The following is a 12,710-nucleotide window of genomic DNA, read 5'->3' as shown; positions in this document are numbered from 1 at the left end:
CGTGCGCACCGACACCGGACGCCAGGCCGTCACCACCGTGCACCCGGGCCCGGACGCCGCGGTGCGCCGCCACTTCACCGATAAGCTCTCCGCGCAGGAGATCGAAACCCTGAGTTCCGTCCTCCGCCGACTGTGACCACCGCGATCCGAGGCCGGCGAGCCGCCACGCGACCTGCACCCGCGGCCACGCCGGCCGGCCCGGTTCCCGCTTCCGCACCAGTGACGAGTGGGTGTTTCACATTGGAGTCTCACGATTTCATCAGCACGGCGCGAATGATCCTGGCCGTCGACGCACCGGCACGAGAACGCGCGGCCGACGAGGTGACCGACCACGTGGGCGCGTACACGCCCGCCCAGGCTTCGGCCCTGGCGACACTGCCGGCGGCGACCGCCGCCTCCGAGAGGGACGACTCCGCCCTGGAGGCCGAGTTGCACGCCGTCATCGAACTCACCTCCACCGGCCATGTCGACGTCGACCACATTTCGCCTCTGCGGGAGATCGTCGTCGGCGGCCTTCCTCCCCGGCTCCGCGACTACGTCAGTGATCTGCTGGAGGGATGAAGGCTCCGGACGGGCAGCCGGGACCGGCCGGCGTCCGCCGGCGCGGTACCGTGCCGCAGCGCCGCGCACCGCACGAGCGGCCTTTCCCCTATGAGCACCCCGTGTAGATATGCCATGTTTTGCCGCGATGTGGTTGCGGCACTCGGTCACCGCGAAGGCCCCCCTCCAGGACGGCCTTCGCCATGAGAACGCACCGGCCGGACGCATCGATGTCCGGCCCGGCAACCGGGCGGAACCGAAGGCGATCGATGACGACGATCGGTGTGGAAGAGGAGTACCTGCTGCTCGACCCGGTCACGGGTCTGCCGGCGCCCCTGGGGGACAAGGTGCGTGCCGCCGCGGGCCTGGGGCACCTCGTGGCCGACCGGGAGGTGCAGTGCGAGCTGCTGCAGGCGCAGGTCGAGGTGGCCACGCCGGTGTGCGGCACGCTGGAGGAGGTCGGGGGGCACCTGCTGCGGCTGCGGCACGCCCTCGGGGCGGCCGCCGAGACGCACGGCTGCCGGATCGCGGCCTGTGCGACGCCCCCGCTGCGCCACGGCCGCCCCGTGGCCGTCACCGACCAGGCCCGGTACCGGGCCATGCTCGTCCAGGCCCCTCAGCTCGTGGCGGAGCAGCTGGTCAACGGCATGCACGTCCACGTCGGCGTCTCCAGCCGGGAGACCGGCGTGCAGGTCCTGAACCGGATCCGGGTGTGGCTGCCGGCCCTCACCGCCCTGTCCGCGAACTCTCCGCTGTGGGACGGCCACGACACCGGCTTCGCCAGCTGGCGCACCGTGATCTTCAGCCGTTGGCCGGTCAGCGGCATGCCCCCGCACTTCGCCGACATCGCCGATCACGACCGGCGCGTGCAGCGACTGCTGGACAGCGGTCTGATCTCGGACACCGGTCAGCTGTACTGGCAGGCCCGACTCTCGGCCCGGTACCCCACCATCGAGGTCCGGTGCCTGGACGTGCAGCTGCGCGCGGACGACGCGGTGATGCTCACGGGCCTGGTCCGGGCCCTCGTGGAGACCGCGCTGGCGGAGGTCACCGCCGGTGCTCCCGCGCTCGACTGCGACCAGGAACTGCTGCAGGCGAGCATGTGGCACGCCGCCCGCCACGGACTGAGCGGCACCCTGGTCGATCCGGGTGGCCGGCAACGCCGGGCCGGCGAGATGCTGTACGAGCTGCTGCGCCACGTCGCCCCCGCACTCGACGCGTCCGGCGACAGCCGGCAGGTGACGGCCCTGGTCCACCGGCTCCTGCGGGGCGGCACCGGCGCGGACCGGCAACGCGCCGCCCTTGCCGAAGGCGGCCTGCCCGCGGTCACCGACCTGATCCTCGCCCAGAGCACCATGCCCTGACACGGACCGCTGCCGCGGCCGGCGGCACCCTCGGGTTCCCACCCGTGCGTTTCCCCCGATCATGCGTGGGGACCCGCCCCCCGTGGTGGCGTACAGAGCGGAACGGCGGGTGCGCCTGCCCGCCTTGCGGGCCGGCTGGCTGACGCAGACGTTCGTCCACTGGCCCTACCGGCCGGAGGCCGTACAGGCGCTGCTGCCCGATGAACTGGCCGTGGACGAGTACGACGGCGCCGCGTGGGTGGGGTTCACGCCCTTCGTCATGGCGGACGTACGCCCGCCCGGCGTCCCCGCCGCGCTGCCCGGTCTCCCGACGTTCGCGGAGACCAACCTGCGGACCTACGTCCGACACCGTGACGGGCGCGACGGGCTCTGGTTCCTGTCCGTCGAGGTCGCCTTCCCCCCGATGGTGGCGGCCCGCGCCATCGGTGCGCCGTACCATCCGGGCGCCCTGGACGTCTCCACGGACGGGGACACCGTCTCCTACTCCGGTACGAGAGGGAACGGCGACGCCTCCTACCGTCTGCTCGTCCGCCGCGGCGACCCGATCGAGCCGACGGAGCGCGAGGTGTGGCTGACCTCGCGCTGGCGGGCGTACACCCGTCGGCTCGGCATGCTCTGGGAGACGCCCGTCGAGCACGAGCCGTGGCCGCTGGCCCACGCCACCGTCGCCGTCCTGGAGGAGACGCTGACCGCCGCGGCGGGCCTCGGAGAGGCGCCGCTCGACGGACCCGTGGCGCACTTCTCGGAAGGCGTCCGGGACGTGAGGATCGGGCTCCCCATGCCCTGCGTCCCCTCGCACGGCCGTCGGCGCGGACGGCGGCGTGGCGCCGACGCGCGCGGCCGGAGCGGCTGACCCGCGGCCGGCGGCCGGCCGTGCCCTGCCGGGTACGTCCTTGCCGGGTACGTCCTTCCGGTCCGCCGCGGCAGCCCGTGCGGTCGTCCCGCGAGACGGTCGTCAGCTGCCGTGTCCGTGACCTTCGGTCACCGTGTGCCGCCGCTCTGTCTCCCCCTCGTCCGGCGCCTGCCCGTCCCGGTCCTGCCGACGCAGGCGGATCTCGACGTGGCCGTCGGCGATCCGGGTGTCGAAGGCCGGCTGGGGTGCGGTGGCCGGGCCCCTGACGTTCCAGCCGTCCGAGAGCCGGAAGACGCTGCCGTGCCAGGGGCACTGGACGCATCCGTCGCTGACCGTGCCCTCGGAGAGCGGCCCGGCGAGGTGGCTGCACCGCTCCGCCAGGGCGTGGACCGCCCCTCCGGTCTCCCGGACGACCAGGACCGGGACGTCGTCCACGCTGCGCCGCACCGGTCGGTCGACCGGGAACTCCGCCACGGCTCCGATCCGGTGCCAGCCCTGGGTGACGACGTGCGGGACCTCTTCGGCGTGGTTGGCGCCGGACGCCTGGCGGTAGGCCAGGTGGCCGCCCAGCATGCCGCCGACCGCGACCGCCGTCAGCCCCAGGAAGCCGTAGGCCCGGCCCGCCGCGCCGCGTCCCTTGACGCGACAGGTGAGCGAGGCGGCGTACAGGCCGACGGCCGCCGAGTTCGCGAGGGCGTGGACCAGGCCGACCCGCTGCTGCTGAGGGTGCAGCTCCGCCCAGTCGACCCAGCCCGCCAGGGCCGCGGGCGCGGCGGAGGCCAGACCGACGCCGACCAGCAGATCCGCTCCGCGGGTGCGGCCGGGGTACAGGTCCAGTACCGCCGCCGACAGCCAGCTGCCGATCGGCACCTGCACCATCAGGGGGTGTGCGGGGTGCCCCAGCCCCTTGCCGTGCAGGAGGTCCCGTCCGTCGCCGAGGGGCAGGGCCTGCACCCTCGTGCGGACCGCGGCGATCAGCGCGTCGGCCCTGGGCTCCCGCTCCAGGCGGTCCAGCAGCCACAGGACGCGGTTCTGCCTCATCCGGGGGCGGTGCGGCGTAGTGCTCATGGTCGGCCGGGTCCCCCACCGCGCGGACGGCAAACGGAGCAGGGGCCGCCTGCGGTGGGCCGCGGTCGGCCGCCGGACCGGATCACCGCGCGCGCCTCCGTTCGCGCCCGGTGTCGCGGACCCCCGCATGCTCTCGCCGGCCTTGGCCTTGGCCTTGGCCGTGACCGTGGCCGTGTCCTACCCCCCGATCGACCGGGCACGTGGCGGCATGTGCCGACAGCGAGCCGCTCATGCTCCTGGCCGGTTTGCGGTGACACGTTCGGGTTACCTCGAAGTGGCTGCGGGCTGGTGCCGGTGATGCCGGGGCAGCTTCACCCTCCCGGTTCCCCCGGCTGAGCGGACTGACCTGGCTCGTCTGGCGGCAGCACCGCACCGCGAGCTGGACCGTGCTGGGCGCCTCCGCGCTCTGCCTGGTATGGATCGTCCACCGGCGGGTCCTGCTGACGGACTTCCTCACCGGCCACGGCTGGCCGGCCAGGACCGTCGACGACCTGGGCCAGGGACTGCAGACGTACGCGTCCGACTTCCGGCCCGTCGCCCTGGCGCCCGGGCTGGTCCCCGTCCTGCTCGGCGTGTTCGTCGGCGCACCGCTGTTCGCGGGCGCACCGCTGTTCGCGGGCGACCTGGAGAACGGCACCGCCAAGCTGGTCACCGCCCAGTCCGTCAGCCGCACCCGCTGGCTGGCCGTCAAGCTCGGTGTGACCGGCTCGGTGATCGTGGTGGCGACCGTCGCCCTGTCCGTGGCGTTCGGCTGGTGGTGGAGCCCGGTCAAGGGCACCGCCACGGTGCTGGACTGGACCTCGGGGGACGCGTTCGACACCACCGGACCGGTGCTCGTCGCCCTCTCCCTGTTCACCTTCGTCGGCGGTGTGGCGATCGGGGTGGCGCTGCGCCGCACGCCGGCGTCCATGGTGGTCACCTTCGCCTTCGCCGTCGCCGTGCAGCTCGTCTGGAGCCACTTCCGGCTGAGCCTGGGCGCCCCGGTCACCGTCACCACCCGTCAGGGCGTCACCGCCGAGGGCTCCTTCCCGGTGCTGCCGGACGGCGCGTACCAGGTCGGCCAGTCCTACCTGACCGGGGGCGGGGACCGGCTGGGCTGGAGCGCCTGCGCGGACTCGGCGAACGACCAGGCGCACGAGGCGTGTCTGCGCGCGGCGGACGTCGTGGGCCGGAACGTGGAGTACCTGCCGATCTCCCGGATGAGCGGCATGCAGCGGCTCGGCGCGGGCATCCTGCTGGCCCTGACGGCGGGCCTGACGGCCTTCGTGTCCGTGTGGGGCCGCAAGCGACTCGTCTGATCACCTCTCCCTGTTCCCCGCCTTCTCTCTGTTCCCCACGGTGTGAACCGTCCGGGCCCCCGGGACCGATGGAGAGGTGAGCGCGTCGGACGCGCGTCACCGCGAAGGGCTGGGAGAGTCACATGAACAGGGAGCGGACGGCTGGGCCGGTCGAGGACGCCGAACGGTTCGTGCGCGACGTCTACGCCGCGCACGGGAAGGATCTGCTGTCCTTCGCGGCCCGGCAACTGGGCAACGACTGGCACCGGTCCCAGGACCTGCTTCAGGAGGCCGTCGTCCGGGCCTGGCGGCACAGCGGCTCCCTCGGCCTCACCCCGGACGGGATCCGGCCGTGGTTGTTCCGGGTCGTCAGGAACCTGGTGATCGACGAACGCCGGGCCCGGGCGGTACGCGCCGGCGACCACCGGCAACTGGACGGCGTGGTCGTCCCGGTGGGTGACGGCACGGACCGGCTGCTGACCGCGCACGTCGTCAGGGAGGCACTCGACGACCTCACCGAACAGCAGCGCGAGGTGCTGCGGGAGACGTACTTCAACGGGCGCAGCGTGCTCCACGCCTCGCGACTCCTCGGCGTGCCACCCGGCACCGTGAAGTCCCGGACGCACTACGCGATGCGTGCGCTCAAGCGCGCCCTGACCGCCCGCGGTGTCCTCGGCTGAGTCGCGCGCCGCCCTCCGTGCCGGGTGAACCGGCACCCCGGATCCCCCGTTGTCCCCTACGGACGAGCCCCGGGTGCCGGGACGTCCGCGCCGGACCGCGTCCGCGGAGACCGGCTCATCCAACCCACCGACCCTCAGGGACATGATGACGCAGAACTCGAAGCGGATGTCCGGCGTGTGCCGGGCGGCCGCGGTGACCGCCGTGGCCGGAGCGAGCCTGTTCTCCCTCGCGGCGCCGGCCCAGGCCGCCGACGGTCCGAACTACGTGGCCATGGGCGACTCCTACGCCTCGGGGGCCGGCCTCCCGGGAGTGAAGGACGCCGAGTGCGACCGGACCACGGGCAGCTACCCCTCCATCGTCGCCGGTACCTCCGCGGGCAAGAACCGGGCGTTCAAGGACGTCACGTGCAGCGGTGCCACGACACGCAGCATCTGGAACGCCCAGGGCTCCAAGCCGCCGCAGATCAACGCGCTGACGCCGAACACCAAGCTGGTCACCCTGACCATCGGGGGCAACGACGTCGGCTTCACCAACGTGCTCGCCACCTGTGCGCTGGTGAAGTCCTCGGACCCGGACGGCAGTCCGTGCAAGAGGTACTTCACCACCGGCAAGGACGTGCTCGGTGAGCGCATCAACACGGTGGAGGGACGCGTCCGCGACGTGATCACCGACATCAGGCGGCGCAGCCCGGACGCGAAGATCGTCGTGGTCGGGTATCCGGCCCTCTTCCCCGACAACGGTGTGGGGTGCGCCGAAGTGCCGTTCGCCCGGCAGGACTTCGCCTTCCTCCGGGACACGACGCTGAAGCTCAACCGCGCGCTGGCCCGCCGGGCCGCCGCCGGCGGCACCGGCGTCTCCTACGCGGACACCTACGCACCCACCGTCGGGCACGACATGTGCCAGCCCCGCGACCGCCGCTTCATCGAGTCCCTGGCTCCGGCCGCGGGCTCCATGGCGGCCCACCCGAACGGCTACGGCCAGTTGATGATGGCGGCCGCGACGTACGACCGGATACTCAAGCCGTAGATTGACACGACGACGAGGGGCGGCCCGTCCCGACGGCACGGGCCGCCCCGTGCGTCCGGCGACACGGTCACCGTGCGCCCGGCCGCCTCGGCGCGCACGGTGTCGGCGGCGCGCCGCGGGTCCGGCCTGCTGGCCCTGCACCGGGGCTGGACGACACCGGGCCGGCCGGCCCCGTCCTGGAGATCCTGGCCGTGCTGCTGGTCTGCTGCCAGCTGATCCTCCTGTGCCCGGCGGCCTCCATCGCCGGCCCGACCCGGCCGGGACCGGCCGGCCGGGCCGGGCGGGTGCGGACCTGGATGCCGTCCGGGTCGACGACACCGGGCAGCACCGCCTCGGTGACGGTCGAGGCGATGACGGTCGAGGCGATGGCGGGGCCGGCGGTGGCACGGGTGCGGAAGTCGTCCATGGAGATGCTCCTTGTCGGGTGCGAGTCGGTGCGAGTCGGTGTGTGCGCGGTGGGCCGGGTGCGCGTCAGAGGGCAAAGTCGGGGATCCACGAGCCGTGGATCATCGCGGGCACCCGCCGGGGGAGGTGGATGGTGGCGACCGCGGGCGCGGTGATACCGGGCTTCGCGCTGACACTGATCCGGTTGTAACCGCCGGCCTGGGTCATCGACGTGGCCGACCAGCGCAGGTCATTGGACCCGCAGCTCTGGCCGTACCCTGTCTTGTCGCCGGCACCGCCGTCGCCGGAGCCCCGACCCGGGCCCGTGCCGCCGGTGGCGCCACCGCACCGGGAGGTGCCCGCCGTGGTTCCGCTCGTCCGGCTCTCCTGGCCGCCCGGACCACCGGTCTTGCCGGCGCTGGGCGCCGGCGCAGGAGGAGACGTCGCCGCCGAATCGGCGACGGTCTTCGCCGGGGTGGCGTCAGCGGCACCGGGGCCCTCCTGGCCGGCCGTCATCAGCAGCCCGGCACCGACCGCGGCCGAAACGGTGAAGGCGGTACGGAAACGGTGGTTCGCGAGATGTCTCCTCGGTTGGCGAGCGCGTGACCGCGCCCTTGCGTGATCGCCCCTTCGATCAGCACGACGGGAGCGTCTACGGATCAGTTCGATGCGATGGCGGCTTCACGACGGCTCCGGCACACAGCTGTCACAGAACACGCCCGCTTCTGCGCGATCGACGTCATCCATCTGGTCGATCGCTCACTCATGGACACCCTTCAAGCGGGTTACAGAGCAGTTCCCTGAATTCCCATTTGCCCAGCTTTACTTCTCTGAGAATGATTCATCCCGCTTATAGAACACCCTATTGACAGGTGTTGAATCGTTGATGATGCTGATACCTCCGACTGACAGGGAGGCATCGTGCACGAGCACGACGAGTACCTGTACTTCCTTCGGCGCGCCTTCGACGGGATGCTCGGCGCGCTGGAGGAACTGGGTGACGACCTCGGCAACACCGCGCCGGACCTGCCCGGTGCCAACTCCCCCTACGCCATCGCGTACCACTGCGTCGGCGTGGCCGACTACTGGCTGGGCCACGTCGTCGCGGGGCGTCGCGTCGACCGTGACCGTCCCTCCGAGTTCACGGCGAAGGGGGACGCACGACACCTGCGCCGGGAGGTCGACGCGCTCTTCGCGCGTCTGGGGGCAGACCTGCGTGAGGTACCGCCGTCCGAGTCGCCGCGCAACACACCACCTGCCGAGTTCGAGGGGCCGGACCGTCCCCTGAGCGTGCGGGGCGTCCAGTTGCACGTACTGGAGGAACTGGCCCAGCATCATGGGCAGGTGCAGATCACCCGCGATCTACTGCGAACGGGGGGTCCGGCATGACCGCCGCACCGGCTCGGGACGTTCCCGGCTTCGACGATCTCGGCCTCGACTGGCTGCGCGCTCGCGGCAGCGTGAAGTGGCACCGCCCGGAACGGGACGTCCTGCCGGCGTGGGTGGCCGACATGGACTTCCCCACGCCGCCGCCGGTGGTGACCGCACTGCACGAGGCCGTCGACCGGCGCGATCTCGGTTATCCGGACTGGCCGGACGGCAGTCCGTTGCGCACCGCCTTCGCCGAACGGATGGCCGAGCGCTATGGATGGGCCGCGTCGGCGCACCGGGTGCGCGAGCAGACCGACCTCATCCAGTGTCTGCAACTCGTCCTTCACCTCGCGACGTCGGCCGGGGACGCTGTGGCCGTACAGGTCCCCAACTACCCGCCCTTCCTGGCGACGTTGCGGACGATGAACCGGCGGGTCGTGCCCATCCCGATGGAGGACACCGATGACGGCTGGCGCATGGACTTCGCCGCCCTGGACACCGCGGTGAAGCGGTCCGCCTGCACAGCGCTGGTCCTGGTCAACCCGCACAACCCCACCGGGCGGGTGCTGACGTGCGACGAACTCGCCGAGGTGGCCGCCATCGCCCGACGGCACGATCTGCTCGTCATCAGCGACGAGATCCACGCCGAGCTGACCTACGCCCCGCACCGGCACCTCCCCTTCGCGAGCCTGTCCGACGACGCAGCGCGCCGCACGGTGACCCTGACGTCCGCGACCAAGGCGTTCAACCTGGCCGCCGTCCGCTGTGCCGTGACGCACTACGGCCCGGACCGTCTCCTGGCGCTCCGTGACGCACAACCGCCCGACCTGTACGGCACCGTCTCACCGCTCGGTGTCATCGCCACCCTGGCCGCGTGGGAACACGGTGACACCTGGCAGCGCGATCTGTTGACCGTGCTGGACCGCAACCGCCGGCGCGTCCACGACGTGCTGCGCGACCGGCTCCCGCAGGTCCGCCACCACCTTCCCGAGGCCACGTACCTGGCGTGGCTGGACATCCGGCCGCTCGGCCCGGACGAACCGCCGGTGGAGAAGGTGCTCAGGGAGGGCAGGGTCCTGCTCGACGGCGGCACCCCCTTCGGTCCGCATGCCGAGGGGTTCCTGCGGCTGAACTTCGCCACTTCGCAGCAGGTGCTGGAGGAGATCCTCGGCCGCGTCGCCGAAGCGCTGGGCGGGCGGGAGCGGTGACGCCGGCACCGGAGACCACCTGGCACCATGAAGGTGTGGATGACTTCGTCTTCGTCAGCGGGCGGGTGTCCCTCGACCTCGCGGGCACCCTGCTGTGGCGACGCAGCAGGCGCATCGAACTGCTGCGTTCCCCGGAAGAGCTGTGCCGCTGGATCCACCAGGCCACGCTGCTCGATGCGCCCGGTCCGCTGGACGCACGCGCCCTGTCGAGGACCTGCCGTCTCAGGGAGGCCGTGTACACGCTGGTACGCGCGTGGCCCCTGACGCCGGCCTCGGACAGCGAGGTGCGCGAAGCGCTCGCCGAGGTGAACGAAGCGGCCCGGCTTCCGCTCCCCAGGCACCAGCTCGACGAGGACGGTCGCCTCACCCGTACAGGAGGCGTCGACGAGGTGCTCGGCGCGGTGGCCCGGGACGCGGTCGGCCTGCTGGGCGGCGCCGACTTCGCCCGCGTACGGGAATGTTCGAACGAGGACTGCACCCGTCTCTTCGTGGACCTCTCACGGTCCGCCAATCGTCGCTGGTGCGGCATGGCCGAGTGCGGCAACCGGCACAAGGTGGCCAACTACCGCAAGCGGCGGCAGGCGGCCCACTGACCGCTCCCGGCCGCCGCGGGCCGCCGGGTGGGACAGCGCCTCCCGCCGGGAAGGCGCGGGCCGGCGCGTCCGGCGGCCTTGTCCCAGCGGGACGACGGTCACCCGACCGGTCCTTCCGCGCGCGGTCATCGCCTCCGTCCCGGGAGCGGTCCTGGCCCGCTGGAGCAGACGGTGACCGGTGCGAACATGCACCCGTTCGTTGCCGTCGAGGTCCCGCCGGCAAAGTCCCTGGTCCAGGGCCTCGTTCACCCGCTCGTGCAGGAACAGGCCCCGGCGGCCGTACCCGGCGAACGGCAGCGCCCGAAGCCAGTCGAACACCTCGGCGGCCCGGTCTTCCCCGATCATCGCTTCCAGCAGGGCACCGTCCACGTCAGCGGCCTGCTCGCCGGCACCCCGGGCGGGCTGTCCGGCCATCTCCTCGTGCGCCTCGACTTCGGCAGGCCGTCGGCACACGAGCTGCTCCGGCGGGCGCTGCCCGGATCCGCCCCGCGGCGCCGGCCGCGCGGTCACCGCCCGGGCGGTGACGGCATCGGCGTGCGGGGTCCGGCGGCGTGCGGGACTCAGTTCACCGAGCACCGCCCACCGGAGCACGCCTGCCGGGAAGCGGTAGCCCTGGCCGTCGTCCGGGGACGCCTCCTCGGACCAGGCCAGCAGCCGTACCGCGACGGCCTGGTCCGCCAGTCTCAGCGCCTCGTCGAGCGGCATTCGGCCCAGCCGGGTCACGAGGCGCATGTCTGGCCGGTCACCGATCGCAGCCGCGCGATCGACGACCTGCCGCGCGGCAGGCGACAGTTCGGCGAGCCGGGCCCTGACGACGCTCCGCACGGCCGGCGGCACGCGTGACCAGGAAGGGCCGGAGTGCGGGGCTGCCCCGAGGTTCCGGGCATGCGTGAGCACCTGGTTCAGCAGGAAGGGATTAGCACCGCTCAGTTCGTGCAGTCTGCGGGCCGCGTCCTCGGGCACAGGGCCGTCCGTGGCCGCGGAAACGACACGCCGCACCGCGGCCACCGTCAAGGGAGCGAGCGGTATCACGTCAGCACCGCGTCCCGCCAGCTCGGCCAGGAACCGCTCGGTGGCGGGCCCCGATTCGTCCGCCACCGTGCATACCACCGCGAGCGGCGCCTCGCGCAGCGTCCGCGCGTACGTGACCAGCAGCCTCCGCACGTCGTCCGAGGCCAGATGGACGTCCTCGACGACGCACAGCGTGGGGCCTGTGACGCACGCGCGTCCGGCCGGCCTCCGCAACTGACCGTCCAGCTGCTGCAGCTGCCGCTCCGGGACCCGGGCGCCCGGAGAGCTCCCCTCGGCGCACCAGATCCGCAGCACGTGCCAGCCGGTGTCGGAGGCTTGCCGTGCCACCTCCTCGGCGACCCGCGGCTTCCCCACCCCCGGTTCCCCCGACACCTCGGCCCACCTGGTGCGGCCGGTTGCGGCTCCCCGCAGCAGCTCGGACAGCCGTCCGAGTTCACCTTCCCGGCCCGGCAGGTCCGGCCGGACGCCGGCCGGCCGCTCCGGGAGCACGCCGTGGGCGCCGTGCGGGGCGACCCGGACACGGCAAGGAGGTCGACGCAGTGTCACCGTGTCGTGACGCAGAACGGCCGGCTGCGTCTCACGCAACTCGGGCCCCGGGTCGAGACCGAGGGCACGGGCCAGCAGGGCGCGTACCTCCTCGTACCGGCGGAGCGCCTCTGCGGGGCGGCCCGCGGCGTACAGGGCGCGCATGAGCACGATCCAGGACGCCTCGCGCAGGGGATCGCGTTCGACGAGCCGTTCCGCGCCGGTGACCGCCTCGATGATCCGGTTCTCCTGGAGCAGCAAGGCGGTACGCAGTTCCTCGGCCGACAGCTTCAAGCCCTGGAGGCGTCCGCTCTCCCCCTCCACGAAGTGGTGGACGCGGGCGTCGACGAGCGGAGTGCCCCTCCACATGGCCAACGCGCACTCGGTCTCCCGAAGGGCTTCGCCGACGCGGCCGGCGTCCGCCTGCGCCTGCGCCTGCGCCTGGCGCACGGACTGTTCGAAGCGCATGGAGTCCAGCGGTTCAGGCGGGAAGGACAGGGCGTACCCGGTGGGGGTGCTGCGGAGCACCTGGGGCTGCTTCTGCCGCCCGCGGCCGGGTTCCAGGGCGGAGCGAAGCCTGCTGATGTGCGCGTGGACCGAGGACACGGCGCTGGGAGGGTGCCTCTATGTCTTTCGTCAAGCCGAGCTGGTCATGTGGTGACTGCTGCGGGGATGCGCGCTTCGTAGAAGGTCCCGTCGCGGAGCATGGCGAACAGGACGCTGATGCGTTGCCGGGCCAGGCGGAGGAGGGCCTGGGTGTGGGTCTTGCCGCGGGTCCGGCAGCGGTC

Annotated in this window: 14 protein-coding genes and 1 pseudogene; 10 read left to right on the top strand and 5 right to left on the bottom strand. The window is 72.7% G+C overall.

From position 1 onward, the window contains the following. The first annotated feature begins 1 nt into the window (after position 1). From ACIRFH_RS20450 to ACIRFH_RS20435, 4 genes are all read left to right on the top strand, one after another. Positions 2 to 136: a hypothetical protein gene (locus tag ACIRFH_RS20450; RefSeq protein WP_403522497.1), complete on the top strand. Its 135-nt coding sequence runs from the start codon at positions 2 to 4 to the stop codon at positions 134 to 136. 137 nt (positions 137 to 273) lie between these two features. Next, positions 274 to 561 (top strand): hypothetical protein, encoded by a 288-nt coding sequence (locus ACIRFH_RS20445; RefSeq protein ID WP_403522495.1) that lies wholly within the window; start codon positions 274 to 276, stop codon positions 559 to 561. A gap of 248 nt (positions 562 to 809) precedes the next feature. Continuing rightward, positions 810 to 1,904, top strand: a complete 1,095-nt coding sequence (locus tag ACIRFH_RS20440; protein ID WP_403522492.1) for a glutamate--cysteine ligase — start codon at positions 810 to 812, stop codon at positions 1,902 to 1,904. A gap of 61 nt (positions 1,905 to 1,965) precedes the next feature. Next, positions 1,966 to 2,757, top strand: a complete 792-nt coding sequence (locus ACIRFH_RS20435) for a YqjF family protein (protein ID WP_403522489.1) — start codon at positions 1,966 to 1,968, stop codon at positions 2,755 to 2,757. Between the two features lie 102 nt (positions 2,758 to 2,859). Here the strand turns inward: ACIRFH_RS20435 and ACIRFH_RS20430 are convergent, their stop codons facing one another. After that, positions 2,860 to 3,825, bottom strand: a complete 966-nt coding sequence (locus tag ACIRFH_RS20430; protein ID WP_403522486.1) for a Rieske 2Fe-2S domain-containing protein — start codon at positions 3,823 to 3,825, stop codon at positions 2,860 to 2,862. Between the two features lie 386 nt (positions 3,826 to 4,211). Between ACIRFH_RS20430 and ACIRFH_RS20425 the strand changes: the two genes are divergently transcribed. The 3 genes from ACIRFH_RS20425 to ACIRFH_RS20415 all read left to right on the top strand — a co-directional run bounded on the left by ACIRFH_RS20425 (position 4,212) and on the right by ACIRFH_RS20415 (position 6,809). Further along, positions 4,212 to 5,123 carry an ABC transporter gene (locus ACIRFH_RS20425; RefSeq protein ID WP_403522484.1) on the top strand — a complete coding sequence of 304 codons (912 nt, stop codon included), beginning with the start codon at positions 4,212 to 4,214 and terminating at the stop codon, positions 5,121 to 5,123. A 122-nt stretch (positions 5,124 to 5,245) separates the two neighbouring features. Further along, a complete protein-coding gene (locus ACIRFH_RS20420; RefSeq protein WP_403522481.1) occupies positions 5,246 to 5,782 on the top strand; it encodes a sigma-70 family RNA polymerase sigma factor in 537 nt (178 codons plus the stop codon). A gap of 142 nt (positions 5,783 to 5,924) precedes the next feature. After that, positions 5,925 to 6,809 carry an SGNH/GDSL hydrolase family protein gene (locus ACIRFH_RS20415; RefSeq protein WP_403522478.1) on the top strand — a complete coding sequence of 295 codons (885 nt, stop codon included), beginning with the start codon at positions 5,925 to 5,927 and terminating at the stop codon, positions 6,807 to 6,809. A 67-nt stretch (positions 6,810 to 6,876) separates the two neighbouring features. On the opposite strand, the gene ACIRFH_RS20410 is transcribed toward ACIRFH_RS20415, so the two are convergent. Together ACIRFH_RS20410 and ACIRFH_RS20405 are read right to left on the bottom strand one after the other, a co-directional pair. After that, the gene (locus ACIRFH_RS20410; protein WP_403522475.1) at positions 6,877 to 7,215 is read right to left on the bottom strand and encodes a hypothetical protein; all 339 of its coding nucleotides are present in this window, start codon (positions 7,213 to 7,215) and stop codon (positions 6,877 to 6,879) included. A 65-nt stretch (positions 7,216 to 7,280) separates the two neighbouring features. Then, positions 7,281 to 7,709: a hypothetical protein gene (locus tag ACIRFH_RS20405; RefSeq protein ID WP_403522473.1), complete on the bottom strand. Its 429-nt coding sequence runs from the start codon at positions 7,707 to 7,709 to the stop codon at positions 7,281 to 7,283. A gap of 405 nt (positions 7,710 to 8,114) precedes the next feature. Between ACIRFH_RS20405 and ACIRFH_RS20400 the strand changes: the two genes are divergently transcribed. Genes ACIRFH_RS20400 through ACIRFH_RS20390 form a run of 3 tightly spaced genes read left to right on the top strand, consistent with a single transcriptional unit; the run spans position 8,115 to position 10,365 of the window. Next, positions 8,115 to 8,582 (top strand): DinB family protein, encoded by a 468-nt coding sequence (locus ACIRFH_RS20400; RefSeq protein ID WP_403522470.1) that lies wholly within the window; start codon positions 8,115 to 8,117, stop codon positions 8,580 to 8,582. Further along, on the top strand, positions 8,579 to 9,772 hold the full coding sequence (locus ACIRFH_RS20395) for a MalY/PatB family protein (protein ID WP_403522467.1): 1,194 nt from the start codon (positions 8,579 to 8,581) through the stop codon (positions 9,770 to 9,772). The genes ACIRFH_RS20400 and ACIRFH_RS20395 overlap by 4 nt, the downstream gene beginning before the upstream one ends. Before the next feature lie 35 nt (positions 9,773 to 9,807). Continuing rightward, complete coding sequence (locus ACIRFH_RS20390; protein ID WP_403522465.1) at positions 9,808 to 10,365, top strand: CGNR zinc finger domain-containing protein; 558 nt, start codon at positions 9,808 to 9,810, stop codon at positions 10,363 to 10,365. On the opposite strand, the gene ACIRFH_RS20385 is transcribed toward ACIRFH_RS20390, so the two are convergent. After that, positions 10,270 to 12,528, bottom strand: a complete 2,259-nt coding sequence (locus ACIRFH_RS20385; RefSeq protein ID WP_403522462.1) for a BTAD domain-containing putative transcriptional regulator — start codon at positions 12,526 to 12,528, stop codon at positions 10,270 to 10,272. The genes ACIRFH_RS20390 and ACIRFH_RS20385 overlap by 96 nt on opposite strands. Before the next feature lie 44 nt (positions 12,529 to 12,572). Continuing rightward, positions 12,573 to 12,710: pseudogene (locus tag ACIRFH_RS20380) on the bottom strand (IS110 family transposase); the annotation flags it as partial.

Origin of the sequence: Streptomyces sp. NPDC093586, from assembly GCF_044764905.1 — a bacterium.
In the GTDB taxonomy this organism is placed as follows: Bacteria; Actinomycetota; Actinomycetes; order Streptomycetales; family Streptomycetaceae; genus Streptomyces.
The sequence above is the reverse complement of the archived record's forward strand: the minus strand, read 5'-3'. Positions and strand labels throughout refer to the sequence as shown.